This window comes from Paenibacillus sp. 1_12 (assembly GCF_900114475.1).
GTDB lineage: Bacteria > Bacillota > Bacilli > Paenibacillales > NBRC-103111 > Paenibacillus_S.
In genome coordinates, this window is sequence record NZ_FOTE01000007.1 from 110,261 (window position 1) to 126,648 (window position 16,388).

The 16,388-nt window shown below is 42.8% G+C and carries 14 protein-coding genes and 1 riboswitch; of the genes, 13 read left to right on the top strand and 1 reads right to left on the bottom strand.

Translation table 11 applies throughout. The annotated features are described in order from the left end of the window. Nucleotides 1-76 precede the first annotated feature (76 nt). The 10 genes from BM210_RS17135 (at nucleotide 77) to BM210_RS17180 (ending at nucleotide 12,717) form a co-directional block, all read left to right on the top strand. Nucleotides 77-1,594, top strand: a complete 1,518-nt coding sequence (locus BM210_RS17135; protein ID WP_091170550.1) for a response regulator — start codon at nucleotides 77-79, stop codon at nucleotides 1,592-1,594. Beyond that, nucleotides 1,587-3,464: a sensor histidine kinase gene (locus tag BM210_RS17140; protein ID WP_091170553.1), complete on the top strand. Its 1,878-nt coding sequence runs from the start codon at nucleotides 1,587-1,589 to the stop codon at nucleotides 3,462-3,464. Before BM210_RS17135 ends, BM210_RS17140 begins: the two co-directional genes overlap by 8 nt. 206 nt (nucleotides 3,465-3,670) lie before the next feature. Continuing rightward, nucleotides 3,671-4,924: an ABC transporter substrate-binding protein gene (locus BM210_RS17145; protein WP_091170557.1), complete on the top strand. Its 1,254-nt coding sequence runs from the start codon at nucleotides 3,671-3,673 to the stop codon at nucleotides 4,922-4,924. Nucleotides 4,925-4,982: 58 nt separating this feature from the next. Then, nucleotides 4,983-5,921, top strand: a complete 939-nt coding sequence (locus BM210_RS17150; RefSeq protein ID WP_091170559.1) for a carbohydrate ABC transporter permease — start codon at nucleotides 4,983-4,985, stop codon at nucleotides 5,919-5,921. After that, complete coding sequence (locus tag BM210_RS17155) at nucleotides 5,918-6,757, top strand: carbohydrate ABC transporter permease (RefSeq protein ID WP_091170561.1); 840 nt, start codon at nucleotides 5,918-5,920, stop codon at nucleotides 6,755-6,757. Before BM210_RS17150 ends, BM210_RS17155 begins: the two co-directional genes overlap by 4 nt. A 65-nt stretch (nucleotides 6,758-6,822) precedes the next feature. Next, nucleotides 6,823-7,785 (top strand): sugar phosphate isomerase/epimerase family protein, encoded by a 963-nt coding sequence (locus BM210_RS17160; protein ID WP_091170564.1) that lies wholly within the window; start codon nucleotides 6,823-6,825, stop codon nucleotides 7,783-7,785. Nucleotides 7,786-7,810: 25 nt separating this feature from the next. After that, entirely contained in the window at nucleotides 7,811-9,778 is a 1,968-nt protein-coding gene (locus tag BM210_RS17165) for a glycoside hydrolase family 127 protein (protein ID WP_218184935.1), read from the top strand. A gap of 163 nt (nucleotides 9,779-9,941) precedes the next feature. Beyond that, nucleotides 9,942-10,505: an LOG family protein gene (locus tag BM210_RS17170; RefSeq protein ID WP_091170567.1), complete on the top strand. Its 564-nt coding sequence runs from the start codon at nucleotides 9,942-9,944 to the stop codon at nucleotides 10,503-10,505. A gap of 117 nt (nucleotides 10,506-10,622) precedes the next feature. After that, nucleotides 10,623-10,722, top strand: a riboswitch (purine riboswitch). A gap of 77 nt (nucleotides 10,723-10,799) precedes the next feature. After that, on the top strand, nucleotides 10,800-11,753 hold the full coding sequence (locus BM210_RS17175) for an EamA family transporter (protein ID WP_091170569.1): 954 nt from the start codon (nucleotides 10,800-10,802) through the stop codon (nucleotides 11,751-11,753). Between the two features lie 169 nt (nucleotides 11,754-11,922). Next, complete coding sequence (locus BM210_RS17180) at nucleotides 11,923-12,717, top strand: protein-glutamine gamma-glutamyltransferase (protein ID WP_091170572.1); 795 nt, start codon at nucleotides 11,923-11,925, stop codon at nucleotides 12,715-12,717. A gap of 178 nt (nucleotides 12,718-12,895) precedes the next feature. Here the strand turns inward: BM210_RS17180 and BM210_RS17185 are convergent, their stop codons facing one another. Further along, on the bottom strand, nucleotides 12,896-13,960 hold the full coding sequence (locus BM210_RS17185) for a copper amine oxidase N-terminal domain-containing protein (protein WP_091170575.1): 1,065 nt from the start codon (nucleotides 13,958-13,960) through the stop codon (nucleotides 12,896-12,898). Between the two features lie 369 nt (nucleotides 13,961-14,329). Between BM210_RS17185 and blaOXA the strand changes: the two genes are divergently transcribed. From blaOXA to BM210_RS17200, 3 genes are all read left to right on the top strand, one after another. After that, the gene (blaOXA, locus tag BM210_RS17190) at nucleotides 14,330-15,115 is read left to right on the top strand and encodes a class D beta-lactamase (RefSeq protein ID WP_256223751.1); all 786 of its coding nucleotides are present in this window, start codon (nucleotides 14,330-14,332) and stop codon (nucleotides 15,113-15,115) included. 23 nt (nucleotides 15,116-15,138) lie between these two features. Next, nucleotides 15,139-15,858, top strand: coding sequence for an FHA domain-containing protein (locus BM210_RS17195; RefSeq protein WP_177237860.1), 720 nt, complete (start codon nucleotides 15,139-15,141; stop codon nucleotides 15,856-15,858). A 195-nt stretch (nucleotides 15,859-16,053) separates the two neighbouring features. Then, nucleotides 16,054-16,383: a hypothetical protein gene (locus BM210_RS17200; protein ID WP_091170580.1), complete on the top strand. Its 330-nt coding sequence runs from the start codon at nucleotides 16,054-16,056 to the stop codon at nucleotides 16,381-16,383. The last annotated feature ends 5 nt before the right edge of the window (nucleotides 16,384-16,388 follow it).

Sequence of the window (16,388 nt, forward strand, 5' to 3'; positions counted from 1 at the left end):
TAGTGATCTATCCTAATCATAAATGTTTTGCTAAACTTAGTTTAAATGGTTAACTAATGCAGAAGGAGCCGATAGGATGAACGTACTCATCGTTGACGATGAACAAATTATTCGCCATGGAATGGAAAGAGTCATTCAGCAATTTGATGGTTATGAGGTAGTGGGTACTGCGGATGATGGGGAAACCGCATTGAAATGGCTCAGTGAAACTGACCATCTTCCTGATCTGATTATTACCGACATCCTCATGCAATATATTGACGGGCTCGATTTGATAGCCAAAGTAAATGAGCTTTATCCAGGTGTGCGCTGCACCATCTTATCAGGGCATGAAGACTTTCACTTAGCCCAAAAGGCAATAGACCTAAAGGTTCTGCGTTATATTACGAAACCGGTAGAACCCAAGGAACTGTATGCAGTACTGGAAACGATTCGTCAAGAAATACACAAGGAACAGAAGAATAAAATTGATTTGCTGCGCAAAGAACAATTAACCACCAACGCTTCCTTGTATGTGAGGGATAAGTTATTATCGGACTTATTTGAAGGGCGATTGGTTTCCGTCAGAGAAATCAGCTGTTTTGCAGAGTATTTTCCGTTTTCACTTGAAAACCAATTTCACGGTGGGGTTATCCGTATTTTAAAAGCATCTGCCGAGTTAACCAACCGGGATTACTTGTTATATTCAGTAGCTGTTAAACAACTCTTTTCCGAAACGATACTTGTTCAGTGCCGCGGCTTTGTGATGATTAAGGATACAAACACGCTCGTATTTGGATTGTCAGACGGGTATACGGAAGCAGTAGAAGCAGTCCAGCAGTTTTCCTATTTGGCGGAAAGTGTTCTTAGCATCCCTATTGCTTTAGGTGTGGATGAGGAAGCGCGTGATTTACTGCAGCTTGGCCTATCTGTTGCTGATACTTTGGAGCGTATGGAGAATAAAATGAAATCCCTGTTTAATTACCCACTGGAAGCGGAGAAGCGGCTGCGACTGGCCATCAGAAATGGGCATGCGGAGGAAGCGCGGATCAGTGCAGATGCCTTTATTGGTTTGGTATTGGAGAGCCGTTTTGGTTTGGAGCCGATTCTGCAAGCCTGTTACAAATTGATCGAATCGATACATCTGATATTGGTGGAGCTTGGGCTTGAAAAACCTGCCGCACCTCGATTAGTCGGGTTATTTATACCGGAAATATCACGGCAAATGCAGGATTGGTTGGAAGATTGCATTTCCCTAAGAGCTTCGCTCAAAACCAAACATCATAATGATTTGATTATAAGGATCACGTCATTTATGGAAGAACATTACGGAGATTGTGGACTTTCCCTGCAAAGACTGGCAGATGTGGTTTCAGTGCATCCAAACTATTTGACCCAAACATTTCGCAAGCAGACCGGATTGTCATGCATGCAGTATTTGGCCCGATTAAGGATGGAAATGGCCAAGGAGCTTTTAAATAGTGATGAGTTGAAAATCAATCAAATTTCTGAAATCGTTGGATATGAAAATCCGCTGTATTTTAGCAGTTATTTCAAAAAATGGGTCGGGATGAACCCGTCCGATTACAAGAAACTGAGTGATTTCCATGTTTAAGTGGATATACGTCTTTTTGACACAAGGATATAAAACACTGAATCGCGGAATTTTCTTTAAGCTGGTTCTTCTAATCGCTGTCCCCAATATGCTTATGGTTATTATGATCAATCAATTGATGGATAAACAGATTGAACAAAAGATTGCAGAGCTGAATAATACACTACTTGTATTAGAGCATGCTACCAACAGGGAAATAGGCGCTTTGTTCAATGACGTAACTACTTTGACTAATCAAATTTTGATTGAATCCGAAGTTCAACGTATTCTCTCTGCATCACGAACAGCTTCTATTGAAAAACCGAATCTTCCTCCAGAGTTCATAAATGACCGGAAGGCGCTATTTGAAACCTATGACAATCAGGCAATCATACGCGATTTATTGTCGAGGTACCGATTGGTGAGGAACAACATCTACTCCATAGCCATCATCGATATGGATAAAGGCATATATGTTAACACCGGTGAGAACTATCAAATTTATCCTGAAGATTTGAGCAATTCCGTATTGCTCAAACAAGTATCTTTACCGAACCAAGCAGGATTGGCATGGAGTGTGAACGATGCTTTAACGAAAAATGTGGATATGATTACCATAGCCCGCAAAATATACGGTACGAACCAACCAGAGAATGTTGTCGGTTATGTAATTGTGAATTTATCATTAGATGCGGTCAGAAACTCTTTCGAAACCTATAATTATTTTGGGGATATGATCTTTGGCATGATCAATAAATCTGAAAATACGTGGATGATCTACGACAATAAACGAATATCCGGAGGATACGGAAAGCTTGATCTGAATCTACATAACAATGCCGGGATTTCCTTATCTAATACCACTTACAACGACAAGATGTGGCGAACAGTTATGAGAAATTTGGATATGGGAGATAGGCTATTTATCGGTTTGAATACCCAATACATTGACAAACAAGCCAACCAATTTCGTAATAATATGTACTTTGGTTATGTGTTCTTTCTGATTTTGGCTGTCTTTATTTCTTTGACAGGGGCTAAGGTATTATCTCAAAGAATCGCATTAATCATCAAAGCGATGAGGCAATTTGGTCAGGAGAACTGGGGCACTCGGATTCATTTGCAAGGAAAGGATGAAATTCGGATTATCGGGGACACCTTTAATTCAATGGCAGCCCATATAGAAGACTTGCTCCATGACGTGAAGGAGCAGCAGCGGTTAAAAAGATTGTTCGAGTTGAGAGTATTGGAGTATCAAATTAATCCGCATTTTCTTTATAATACTTTGGATTCGATTCATTGGATGGCACTCGACAACAATGAACCCAAAATAAGTGAAATGGTCAACGGACTGTCCAAACTGTTCCGGATTATTCTGAATAAAGGAAAAGAGACCAACACGCTGCAAGAGGAATTTGATATGATCGGGATTTATATGAAAATTCAAAAAATCCGTTTTGAGGCAAGATTCGATTATGACATTCGCCTCAGTCCGGAAATATCCTCTTATCCAATCGGTAAGCTTGTTTTGCAGCCATTGGTTGAAAACTCCATCGTACATGGGATTCGCCGTTTGAGATCAAAGGGCATCATTACGGTAAAAGGCTGGAGGATCGATGATGACGTTGTGATCGAAATCGCAGATAATGGCGTAGGTATGGACACCGAACAAGTTAGGAAGCAATCTACGCTCTTGAATTCAGATTTGATGGAAGAGGGTGTTATTACATCAGCAGGTTACGGCATGAAAAATGTAGATTCCCGTTTAAAGTTGATGTTCGGTGATGAATATGGATTAACGATATGTTCCGAACGTGGACCCAATGGTGGGACCGTGATTCGAATTTACGTGAGAGAAGCGGCAATGATCAAAAAGCAAACAACCGGTTAGGCGATCAGTAAGGTTAAATGTGTGAATTGTGAGGCTTGAAAATACAGTGAGTATTAACTATCTTCATGTCCATAGCTTAACTTTGTTGATTCATAGGTAGTGGATTATCCGTTATGATTCTTTATGTAAGCGGTTTAATTACGTATATACGCTATGAATCGATGCAAGATGGTAATCCTTAATTATCTATATTAGGAGGCTTGGAAATGAAAAAAAGTTTATTGCTCATTTCATCAATGATCTTACTGGCTACGTCGGCATGCTCATCAGCGGCAACAACGACACCGAGCTCGGGTAATGCCAACACACCCGCCGCTAAAGCCGGTGAGCAGGTAAAAGTATCCTTATGGGACTACAATTCTTCAGAAGCCACAGTCAAGGCATTAACCAAATTGATTGAGGACTATCAGAAGGAACATCCCAACGTGAAAATTGAACGGACCTATGTTCCTTTTGCGGATATTAAAAATAAGCTGCTGCTTGGATCGGCTGCGGGTCAGCTCCCGGATATTGTATGGATAGATAACCCGGACCATCAAGCCTTCTCGGCTTCCGGTATATTGGCTGATATCTCCAAAGAGATAAAGGATTGGGGACAAGCAGATAAATATTTTAAAGGGCCTTGGTCTTCAACGATGTATAAGGATAAAAATTATGGAGTACCAACAAGCAGCAATAATCTGGCATTATTCTACAATGCTGACCTGTTGGATGCAGCTGAAAAAAAACCGCCGGCAAACTGGAAGGAATTACAGGACGCAGCTAAAAAATTAACTAAAAGCGGCGTTTATGGTTTTGCTGCATCGGCTATTCGCAACGAACAAGGGATGTTTCAATTTCTTCCTTTTATATGGCAGGCAGGGTCGGATTTGAACAGCTTTAATACTCCGGGAACGGTCGAAGCGCTGAAGCTGTGGAAAGGAATGGTCGATGAAGGGGCAATGTCCAAAGAAGTTTTGACCCAAGACCAACAGGCTGTCATGCTTCAATTCATCGCAGGTAAAGTATCCATGGTAGTTAACGGCACTTGGCAGCTTCCTTTGGTTGCGAAGGACGCCAAATTCAAATGGGGGGTTGTGCCTTTACCGGCTAATAAGCAAGGCGGGACAATCTTGGGCGGCGAGAATTGGGCTATAACCTCGACATCTAAAGTAAAAGACACGGCTTGGGATCTCATCAAGTACTCCCAGGAACCGACTCGTTTAAAGGACTATCTTATCGCCTCAGGGCGGTTGCCCAGCCGTACAGATATGATCAATGATGCCACTTGGCAAAATGATAAATCAACGAAGGTTTTTGCCGATTCCATGAATGTATCCAAAGCAAGAGCTTACGGACCCAACTATCCTAAAATATCAGATGCTGTGCAGGAGATGCTGCAGCAAGTTCTCACTGGAGTGAAATCCCCCGAGGATGCAGTTAAGGAAACGGAAACCAAAATTAAACCGCTGCTTCAGTAATGTTAGTGGGAGGAACCTAACCGTTCCTCCTTATCTCTAACAAGAAAGGGAGAGTTTCATGCAAGAGAAACAGACAGTCATTCGTACAGCACAGCCTGATTCCCGGACGTCTTCGTCATGGAAGTGGAGAAGTTGGAGTAATTATGTGTTCATCCTCCCTGGACTGCTGTTTATGGTCACCTTCATGGTATTTCCGATAATATACAATATTGTGCTCAGTTTTCAAAATGTGACCCTGTTGAATTTACGCGGTGAGCATGAGTTTGTCGGGTGGCAAAATTATCAAACGATGTTTCAAGATCCGTTATTTACAGTTTCCTTTTCCAATTCAGCTATATTTACAAGTGCCAGTATATTATTTCAGTTTACAATCGGTTTTGCGCTGGCGTTGTTCTTCAACCGTAAATTTCCCGGACGTGATTTTATGCGTTCTATTATGCTATTGGGTTGGATGATGCCGATCATTATTACCGCTACCTTATTTAAGTGGATGTTTGCAGGCGATTTTGGAGTCATCAATCACCTATTGCAAGTAATCGGGATTATCGATAAACCTGTGTTTTGGCTGACTGAACATCATTCCTCACTTGCTGGAACCATTATGGCCAATATCTGGATTGGTATTCCGTTCAATATGGTTATTTTGCTGTCAGGGTTACAATCATTACCCGATCATTTGTATGAAGCTGCCAAAATTGATGGGGCGAGCCGATTTCGCCAATTTACGAACATTACGCTTCCATTAATGAAGCCGACGATTATGGTACTTTTGATGCTGGGTATTATTTATACTTTCAAAGTGTTCGATTTGATTTACATTATGACTGGAGGCGGACCTGTCAATTCAACTACCGTATTCCCGTTATATGCTTACCGTATGGCATTCACGAATTATGACTTAAGCATGGGAGCTACCGCTGCAAGCTTCATGTTTTTCGTATTGATTGCTTTGGCATCCGTTTACTTATGGATAGTTAGGAAGGAGGAGCATCAATGACGGGATATCGAACTAACAAGCGGGAATATACGACAGCACTCATTGCCGCAGTATCCACTTTGATTTATTTGTTTCCCTTGTATTGGATGTTTATAACCTCAATTAAACCGTCTACAGAATTGTTTGCAAACCCGCCGCATTATTTTCCTTTTGAACCGACACTTGAGGCTTACATTAATAACTTTGTCCACAACAAATCGATTTTCAACTATATTGGCAACAGTTTTATTATCGCCTTTGGCAGTATGGTGTTGACCTTAATACTTGCGGCGCCATCAGCTTACGCTTTGGCACGCTTGCCGCTTCGCGGTAAACCGCTCGTATTGATCCTTTTGCTGACCACGCAAATGCTGCCGAGCATTATGCTTGCCATGCCATTGTTTATAGCTTTTTCCAAAATGGGACTGATTAACAGCTATACAGCCTTAATCATCGCCAATACGACCCACTCGCTGCCGTTCGCAATCTTGGTACTTCGTCCTTATTTTCTTTCCTTGCCAAGTGGTCTGGAGGAAGCAGCCCTCATTGATGGCGCCAATAAATTTGCTGCGTTTTGGAGGATCATCCTTCCATTGGTAAAACCTGGATTAATGACGGTTGGCGCCTTCTGCTTTCTGTGGGGATGGGGGGACTTTATCTTCGCCCTTACACTCACCTCCGACGAGAAAATTCGTCCTCTGACAATGGGGTTAAGCAAGTTCAGCGGTGAATACGGTACGCAGTGGAATAACTTAATGGCTGTCGCTACGATCGCGGCAATTCCTATCATCGCGATTTTTATTTCTTTGCAAAAATATATAGTCAGCGGCTTGACCAGCGGTTCGATGAAAGATTGATTCTTTTAAGGCCATACGAGTTCCACAAGTCATTTATTTCATATATCACAAGGAGGAATTTTTCTATGAAGCTAGGCGTGTTTTTGACACTATTTCGTAAATACTCGCTTGAAGAGGCGTTATCAATGGTTGCAAGTCAAGGCTTGCAAACCGTAGAGATTGCAACAGGTGGGTATGTGGGTAATCATCACTTGAATCCACATCGTGTGCTCGAGTCCAGACATGAAATCGACAAAGTGAAATCGCTGCTCGATCGACATCAGCTTGAAATCAGCGCCTTAAGCTGCCATGGCAACCCGCTTCATCCGAACCCGGAAATTGCCCGTCAACACGACGATGATTTTCGTAAATCCATCCTTCTGGCCAAAGAACTCGGCGTAAGTACTGTGGTCAATTTCTCGGGGTGTCCAGGTGAATCAGAGCATTCCCTATATCCGGTATGGATCACATGTCCGTGGCCAACTGATTTTAGTGAGGTGGTCAACTGGCAATGGGAACACAAGCTGATTCCATATTGGAAGGAAATGGGCTCGTTTGCTAAAGAAAATGGTGTGAAAATCGCTGTAGAACCGCATCCTGGATTTAACGTTTATAACAGTGAAACGGCATTAAAGCTGTGTGAAATCGGTGGCGATCATATCGGCGTTAATTTTGACCCCAGCCATTTGTTTTGGCAGCTGATGGATCCGGTAGCATGCATTCTGGAGTTGAAACATAAAATCTATCATTTTCATGCCAAAGATACAGGCATTCATACAAAGAATGTTTCCGTCAATGGAGTGTTGGATACGAAGTCTTACAGGGATGTGAATAATCGGTCTTGGGTTTTTAGAACGGTAGGTTATGGTCATGGAACTGAGACATGGAAAGCAATCATCAGCGCGTTGCAGATGGTCGGTTACGATCATGCAATCAGCATCGAACACGAAGATGGACTGATGTCAATCCAAGAAGGATTTAGCAAAGCTGTTGATTTCTTAAAAGATATGATCATCATGGAAAACTCAGGTGAAATGTACTGGGCCTAACCTGAAATAGAAAAGGAGAATGGTCATGAAGGATATGGGGATGGGGATTCTACAACGAGTACGAGCAGTATCTCTTAAGCAGGTGACGATAAAAGATTCCTTTTGGTCAACACGAGAACGTAATGTAGCTGAAACCGTTGTCCCGTATCAGTGGGACGCTTTGAACGATGCGATTCCTGGTGCAGAGCCGAGCCATACCATAGACAATTTTCGTATTGCAGCAGGAGATACGGAAGGTGATTACTATGGAATGGTTTTTCAAGACAGTGATCTTGGCAAATGGCTAGAGACTGTAGGATTCGTGCTTTCTCAAAAAAGCAATAGACAGTTGGAAAAAATTGCTGATGAGGTCATCGATTTGCTTGGCCGAGCACAACAGCGGGATGGTTATTTAAATACATATTTCACAGTGAAAGAGCCAGGTGCTCGATGGACCAATCTAAAAGAAGATCACGAGCTTTACTGTGCAGGCCATTTAATGGAAGCGGCCGTAGCTTATTACGATGCGACTGGCAAGAAGAAGTTTCTCGACATTATGAGCCGATATGCGGATTACATCGGTACGGTTTTCGGTGTAGAGGAGGGTAAGAAACCCGGTTACGACGGTCATCCAGAAGTTGAACTTGCTTTGGTGAAGCTGTATCAAGCTACGGGCAAACAAGCTTATTTGGAACTCAGCAAATTCTTCGTCGATGAACGCGGCCAAAAGCCGCATTTCTTTGATCTGGAAGCGAAGGAAAGAGAGTCCCAAGGAAAAAGCTATAAAAACAAACGGATGCACGATTACTATCAGGCGCATCTACCGGTTCGGGAGCAAAAGACGGCCGAAGGACATTCTGTTCGGGCTGTCTACCTTTACAGTGCAATGGCTGATTTAGCTGCTGAATACAATGATTTAGAGCTGCTAAACGTTTGCAAAGAGCTATGGAATGACGTAGTACGGACTAAAATGTATGTTACCGGCGGCATTGGTTCTTCCGCGTATGAGGAACGGTTTACGGTTCCCTTTGACCTGCCGAATGATCGAGCATACACGGAAACTTGTGCTGCCATCGGGTTGATGTTATGGGCGCACCGGCTGCAGCAGATCGATATGAACCGCGATTATGCTGATGTTATGGAGCTTGCGTTATACAATGGGGTATTAAGTGGTATTTCTCTTGACGGTAAAAGCTATTTTTATGTCAATCCGCTTGAGGTGTGGCCTGAAACTGCAAATTTTCGCGATGACATGTCCAAGGTAAAAGTAACGAGACAACCATGGTTCGGTTGTGCGTGCTGTCCGCCGAACATCGCTCGGTTGATTTCCTCTTTAGGACAATACATTTATGCAAAAGACGAGGATCATTCTGAGCTTTATGTTCATTTATATATCGGTAGCAAGGTAGAACTGGAAATCGGCGGTAAGCCTGTTACATTGAATCAGCAAACACAGTATCCTTGGGACGGTCAGGTTTCACTAGAGCTTACCATGGATGAGCTTACGGAATTTTCAATTTCGCTGCGTATACCTGGGTGGTGTAAAGATGCGAAAATTTCAATCAACGGACAAGAAACAGAACTTGTTATCAACAACAACGGGTACGCTCAAATAAATCGGTCATGGGAAAATGGCGACCTGGTAGAGTTGAACCTTTCTATGCCGGTAGAAATCATCAGATCCAATCCAAAAGTGAGGACGAATGCAGGAAAAGCTGCGCTGCAGCGCGGTCCGGTGGTGTTTTGTTTAGAGGAAGAAGACAATGGAGTGAATCTTCAGGACATTTTCCTTCCAAATGATATACAATTGGATACGTACTTTGATGCTGGGCTGCTGGGTGGAGTTACGGTAATCACGGGAACAGGTACTCGCAGCGAAGTGAAAAAGGACGACAATGCACTCTATACAACGCAGAATTATCAAAGAGTACCAGCCCCAATCAAAGCGATTCCTTATTTTGCTTGGAGCAACCGTACTCCGGGTGAAATGATAGTTTGGATATGTAGTCAATAAGCTAAAGACAGCAGGCCGCCGCGGTGGCCTGTTGCTGCGTTAAAGAGCAGAACCAAGAAGTAAAGCAGCTCTATATGCCTGCAAACAAATTTTTCTTGTATATAGCCATCTTTTAATATAATGTATGATAACAAATATTATAGAGAAAAGTGGGAACGAAACTATGAGAACATTAGCTGTATACTGTGGATCGAGTTCAGGAATTGATCCTATCTATATGAATGAAGCTAGAAAATTGGGGAAAGCTATGGTAGCGAATGGTCTTGACCTTGTATACGGAGGAGCAACAGTCGGTTGTATGGGGGCTGTAGCCGATGCAGTTCTGGAAGCGGGTGGCAAGGTAATTGGAGTGATACCCAAAAAACTCGCAAATGTTGAAATTGCTCATAAACATCTAACAGAGCTCCATATCGTGGATACGATGCATGAAAGAAAGGCACTCATGGCACAGTATGCTGATGGATTTATCGCACTCCCTGGTGGAACAGGCACTTTGGAGGAATGGTTTGAAGTCTTTACATGGGCTCAACTAGGATATCATAATAAACCATGTGCATTGCTAAATATAAATAATTACTATACACCGGTTGTATCACTTTTTGATCATATGATTGAACAAGGGTTTGTAAGAGAAGCTTATAAGCATTTATTTTTAATTGACAATGACGCAGCAGCATTAATTGAAAAGCTGAGGGACTATAAAGCAGACTATATCCAAAAATGGTAGTTTTACTCAAGAGCTTTTAAACACAATGATTTGTGTTACAATAGTCATCAGTCGGAGTGGACGGCTCATCCTATTGACAATAGCTGACACACCATGTATGATTCAATTTATTGTTGTAATCATCATTCATAATTCGTTCGTATAACCTCACGACTTTAGGGTGAGGGTTTCTACAGGAAGCCTTAACTTCCTAACTACGAATACAGGACCATCTTAGATGATTTTCTGTATTCATAGTTAGGGAGTTTTTTGCTTTTTTGTAGGCTGCGAGAAATAAGGGAGGACATCATAGAAATGAAATATTTGTTATCTGTTTTTTTAGGTGCGATCTGTTACGGCATCCTTTCAACCATTGTCGTTACGGCGTATGGGGAAGGCTACGGGCTCGGAGAAGTTGTTGGCAGCCAGTTGTTCGTAGGATTTATTCTGGCATGGGGATTCATGCTGTTTACGAAGTGGCGGGAACGAGGTAAGTCTGGATCCATATCAAGGAAAGCATCAACCGTAACCTCGAAACTGAGTTGGAAACAACGCTTGTTACTTATGGCTGCCGGAGCGCCTACGGCCATAACTGGATTGCTGTATTACGAATCGCTTCGGTACATTCCGAATTCTCTGGCTATCATTTTATTATTCCAATTTACTTGGATCGGGGTTCTGATTCACGCTATAAGTCATCGAAAACGGCCGAATGGAATCGTGCTTCTCACGCTAGTCATCTTGTTCGGTGGAACTTTACTGGCTGCAGGAATCGTAGAGCAGGGGATGTCGAGATTTAACTGGATCGGGGTTGCTTTGGGGCTGTTATCTGCGTTGAGCTATTCCATGTTCATTCTGCTCAGCGGCAAGGTATTGCCTTCCATTCATCCGGCATACCGCAGCGGTTGGATGATTACAGGTGGAATGCTGCTCGTGTTCATTTTATTCCCACCTTACTTTCTGATCAACGGACTTCTATTGGGAAACCTCCTACTGTTTGGATTCATGCTCGGTCTCTTCGGTGCTTTTTTACCTCCAGTCCTGTTTGCGATAGGGGTTCCTCATATTGGAGAAGGCATGACCGGTATTCTGGGTGCCTCCGAACTACCCGTTGCAGTGCTTTTATCCGCTATCGTCCTGCATGAACACGTAAGTGCACTCCAGTGGATAGGGGTCGTACTGGTCATGGTTGGCGTTGCGCTTCCCGAGTTATTTAAAAGAATCAGGCGGCATTCCGATGGCTATTCCGTTTCTAGCCTCGATTCATAACAAATAAAAAAGGCAAGTTCCTCCGCTGAGGGACTTGCCTTTTTTTTATGCTCTTTTATAAATGGTTCAGCAGTTGTAGAACAACCTTGTGTTTCATGAGGCACGTATTAAGTAAAAACCCATAAAATAAACAAATGCCTAAAAAATGATGTGATAGGAGGAGAAGTCGATGATCATAATTGCGGGTAACAGCGAAACGGCTTTCGACGATAGTACACTGTCCGGGTTGGAACAAAGCATGTATCGGACCATGAAAAGCAGCTCTTTGGAGTACCGGTATGATTCCGTTGAGGGTCTCTTGTTTGAATTGGCTGTACGATTCCATATCGTAGAATCCTCGCGGTCGCTCAACAAGAGCGGTGTCCAATTTTCCGACTTTGAACATTCCCGATGTAACGAGGAATTTTGGGATCGTCTCGATAATGGAGGATTTCAATTAAAGAATGGAGTTTCCTCACAGGATGGGATAAGGGATATTTTTAAGAATGGACGCTTATATGCGTTTGAGTGTGCAACAGCTGTGACCATCGTTTTGTATAAAGCCGTGCTTGAATCTATTGATCCCAAACAGTTCGATATGTTGTATTCGGATCTTTTGTTATATGATTGGCATTTTAACAGCAACTTACGCCTGAATGACAAAACGGATCCAAATGAAGCTGTGGCAGGGGATATTCTCTATTTTAATAATCCTGATTTTGATCCTTCCACCCCTTGGTGGAGAGGGGAAAATGTCGTCAAGATGGAGCAGGATCTTTATTATGGGCATGGCATCGGAATCAGAACTAGTGATGAGATCATTACGGGCCTGAACAAATCCAGAAAGCCTGGAAGCACCGAATCGGCATCCTTATCGGATCGGTACGATCAACTTGACTTTGCCTTCCTTTGGCGGCTTATATCCAGTAGCGATCCCAGGAAGCTTATTATCGCAAAAGTAGGTGCCAGATCTTATATATATTGAGAGTCAAAATAGTTAGTGAACTTTTATCGAGTCCTTTTAGAGATGAATAGTATAAAAAAAATGGCCCAAGTTACGCTGATCAAGACTTTCGCATACAGCAGCTTCAGGAGTGCAGCGAAATCAGGATTCAGCGGCTGTGGGCCAGCTTTATTTAGCAAATATGAGTCGACTAGCGAACTTAGTTTTCTACGACGATTTTGACTGCTTGGCCGATTGGAGGCAAGCTTTTGGTCAGGATAGGACCGTAGAATGCAAACACTTTATCGCCCTGCTTCAACTGATCGACGGCAATCGGTTGATTATCTTTGGTGCCGATAATCGCCGTGGTGTTTGAAACGTTCAATACGATGGTTTCGAAGGAATTATCACTAAGTTTAGTACCTTTGACCACAAGCCGTGTTGTGCCTTCCTCCGATGGGGTCACTTCTTCGATGACTCCCGTCGTGCCTAAGCTTTGTTGAGCAGCAGGAGCTTCTTTTACGATAATTTTCTTTGCATTGGTCATTGGCGGCATGCTCATGGCCATAACCATGCTGTGCTCCGCTGTGATGGACATGCCAAGCTGAAGGTCAGCGAGCTTCAGCTTTTGGTTGTCGGACGATACGATTTCCGTTTCATTGGAAATGTTTAGACGAACGCCATGAGCGTAGCCATTCACGCCGATTTCTCCACCATTTTCACGATAAGTGATACTGGTGATAGTTCCTTGCTTGGTTGTATCCGAAACAGCTTCCTCGCCGCCCTGTTGTTGGGAACTAATCGTGATTGTCCCCGTTGGGCTAGCCGTAACTTGAAGCTTCATCACTTCTTCAAAAAATGACAACGGTACATATGTTTTCTCGTTCTTTAGCTCCGGCGTAACTTCGAGCTGAATGAGCATTTTAGCAAAACTGTATTTGTCTTGTCCAATTTGAAGGGTTAGAAATTGATTGCCTTTGATGAGCTCCAGTGACTGCGTGGTTGGCATCCAAGTCAGATTATAGCCAAGAGCTTCAGCTGCAGCACGGATCGGTACCATAATAGTATTGTTTGCACCTACGTATAGGGAAGCTTCGTCTGGCGAAAATCCTTTTCCATTAATAACGAGATTGAATTTCAGACTGCCGTAGGAATCCTGCGGAATGGATGCAGAAATCGGCATGGGTTTCACGACGGGCACTGGCTCGCTTGGAGCTGCGGATACGACGTTGGCTGCTATGAGGGCTCCAGCTAGGACTGCCCCTAATACTTTGAATTGTTTCATGATGGTAATACCTCCTGTTGGTTGTTGTTAGAATAGGACCCATGGAGCTCTGGGAGCATATGGTTTGTCGTTCTATGTTAATACAAACGGGAAAGACGGATAAAATGTTGCAAAAAGATTAAAGATCAGGTGAGAATCCTAAAAAAACGACCTTCAAGTGAAACGGAAATAACGAAAATGTCAGCAAGCTGTTATCGATTGTCTATTTAATAAAGTGCCTCATTCCATTATATTAAATCCTATTAAGCCAGTTCACGTGTAGTAACTAATGATAAGCAAAAGGGGAAATGACTCTTGAAAAAAAATAAACTTTTCATCCCTGGGTTGCTGCTGCTCTCAGCAATGGTTGCTGGCTGTTCAAGCCAAACCATGGTCGATACGAAATTGATACAAGGAGAAGCGGATCGAGAAAGTAAGCCGCAGATCGAACATTTAGACATTTCTATAATGAATGTGGACAAGTATTTTCCCAATAATGAAGGTACCTTTGTTTTGCGTAATTTGCGTTCGGATCAAACTTTTATATTTAATAAAGAACGGGCTCTTAAGCGACAGCCTCCAGAGTCGACATTTAAAATTGTTAATGCTTTAATCGGTCTACAGGTCGGGGCGGTAAAAGATGAATACGATGTAAAACGCTGGGATGGTGTGAAAAGAACCAGGGAGGAATGGAATAAGGATCACACCTTGGGATCTGCTATGCGGACTTCCGCATTATGGTATTATCAAGCTATAACCCGTGATATTGGCAAGGAGCGTATGCAGGAATGGTTGAATAAGCTTAACTACGGGAATAAGGACATATCAGCGGGAATCGATACCTTTTGGTTGAACAGCTCGTTACAAATTTCACCTCTAGAGGAGGTTGATTTCCTCAGCTGTTTGGTTCAGGAAAAGCTTCCTTTAGACAAAAATATGATGAAGACTGTCAAACGGATGCTGATTCAAGACGAAGGAGAACATTATACACTTTACGGAAAAACAGGAACAAGGAACAATCCTCTAGCAGGATGGTATGTAGGCTTTGTCGAAAGTAAACAGCAGGCGTATGTTTTTGCCGCTAATATGGACGGACAGGGAACGATATCGCCACAAAAAATAAAAGATCTGGCAACCGATATATTATTGGAATACAGGATTATCGAGCCTAAGTAATTGTTTGTAAAGGAGTTATGCAAATGATCGATCACGACGTGTATATGACTATCAATCAGGGCGAAACCGGTAATCAGGAAAATCCTTGCTACCTGCTGAAAGAGGAAACCGTTATTGGGCGTGTGTGGGAACAGGTAGTACCGGATATCCATTTTGCCAGCTCATATATATCCAGAAGGCATGCCGTCGTTGTTGTAGAGAATGATCGATTTTTTATTATCGATTTGATGAGCAAGCATGGAACTCGGGTCAATCATACTGTTATTGGTAATAATAAACCCTTTTTGCTGCATGATGGTGACATCATAAGTTTGGCTAGAGGCGTTGCGGTGCTTACTTTTCATAAAATGAATGAAAAACGTGTCGGGGATACTCTGGAATTTCCGCTTCCAACCGATGAAGACAGGGAAGAACATTACGGCCTGTTTGTAAATATGGACAGGAGAGAGATCATGATTGACGGCGTGCAAATTTATTTGTCCAGCAAGGATACCGAGCTGTTTGGCCTGCTGTATCAAATGGCTAACTCTGCCGTGAGCTATGATGAAATCCGGATGAACATCTGGCCTGAACGAGCGGCTAATGGAATAGACGATATTCCTGATGTCGGTCGAGAGGAAGTCAATACCTTAGTATATCGATTGCGCAAGAAGCTGGCTAAATACGGCAAATATATCATTTCCGTGCCTCGCTACGGCTACATGCTCGATTTGCAGCAAATGCTGCCCAAGCTGCGCGGCTAAAAGGATTAACACGACAGGAAAGGAGTTAATCGAAGGATGGCTCCCACTCGAATGCTACAGACAGGTATTCTCTGCAAATCAGAGATCCTGTCTTTTGATTTTTGTGCCGTAAATAGCTCTTTGTAGTCATACAACTTATTTGCTATATCCTGTAAAGTAGTAGAGTACAAGATTATGCAAAGGATGGTGTCAGGAATGAAACCTATACCAAAACGTATTTTTACAGGAACCGTTATCCTCGTTGTTGCTTTGGTTGTCTCAATGACTGTTCAGGTTGAGGTTACACCTCCCGATCATACACGAATGATTCTGGATCGTACGAATCGATTCTATATTGCGCCTCCATGCTTTAACCAGGCAGTGATTACGAACAATCTGTCGGAATCAACCATGAAAAAGGCAAAGGAACTTGATTATATACCAGAATCAACGTGTACAGAACAATCACTTCAAGCAGTACATAAGCCTTTACTTCTTGCATGGATGGAAAGATTCGGACTCCAAAAGAGCAATTGGAACTGGTAGCAAGT

Bases quoted from the DNA above. Each gene is read 5' to 3' on its own strand.
- BM210_RS17135 (WP_091170550.1), top strand. From the start codon at position 77: ATGAACGTACTCATCGTTGACGATGAACAAATTATTCGCCATGGAATG.
- BM210_RS17140 (WP_091170553.1), top strand. From the start codon at position 1,587: ATGTTTAAGTGGATATACGTCTTTTTGACACAAGGATATAAAACACTG.
- BM210_RS17145 (WP_091170557.1), top strand. From the start codon at position 3,671: ATGAAAAAAAGTTTATTGCTCATTTCATCAATGATCTTACTGGCTACG.
- BM210_RS17150 (WP_091170559.1), top strand. From the start codon at position 4,983: ATGCAAGAGAAACAGACAGTCATTCGTACAGCACAGCCTGATTCCCGG.
- BM210_RS17155 (WP_091170561.1), top strand. From the start codon at position 5,918: ATGACGGGATATCGAACTAACAAGCGGGAATATACGACAGCACTCATT.
- BM210_RS17160 (WP_091170564.1), top strand. From the start codon at position 6,823: ATGAAGCTAGGCGTGTTTTTGACACTATTTCGTAAATACTCGCTTGAA.
- BM210_RS17165 (WP_218184935.1), top strand. From the start codon at position 7,811: ATGAAGGATATGGGGATGGGGATTCTACAACGAGTACGAGCAGTATCT.
- BM210_RS17170 (WP_091170567.1), top strand. From the start codon at position 9,942: ATGAGAACATTAGCTGTATACTGTGGATCGAGTTCAGGAATTGATCCT.
- BM210_RS17175 (WP_091170569.1), top strand. From the start codon at position 10,800: ATGAAATATTTGTTATCTGTTTTTTTAGGTGCGATCTGTTACGGCATC.
- BM210_RS17180 (WP_091170572.1), top strand. From the start codon at position 11,923: ATGATCATAATTGCGGGTAACAGCGAAACGGCTTTCGACGATAGTACA.
- BM210_RS17185 (WP_091170575.1), bottom strand. From the start codon at position 13,960: ATGAAACAATTCAAAGTATTAGGGGCAGTCCTAGCTGGAGCCCTCATA.
- blaOXA (WP_256223751.1), top strand. From the start codon at position 14,330: ATGGTCGATACGAAATTGATACAAGGAGAAGCGGATCGAGAAAGTAAG.
- BM210_RS17195 (WP_177237860.1), top strand. From the start codon at position 15,139: ATGATCGATCACGACGTGTATATGACTATCAATCAGGGCGAAACCGGT.
- BM210_RS17200 (WP_091170580.1), top strand. From the start codon at position 16,054: ATGAAACCTATACCAAAACGTATTTTTACAGGAACCGTTATCCTCGTT.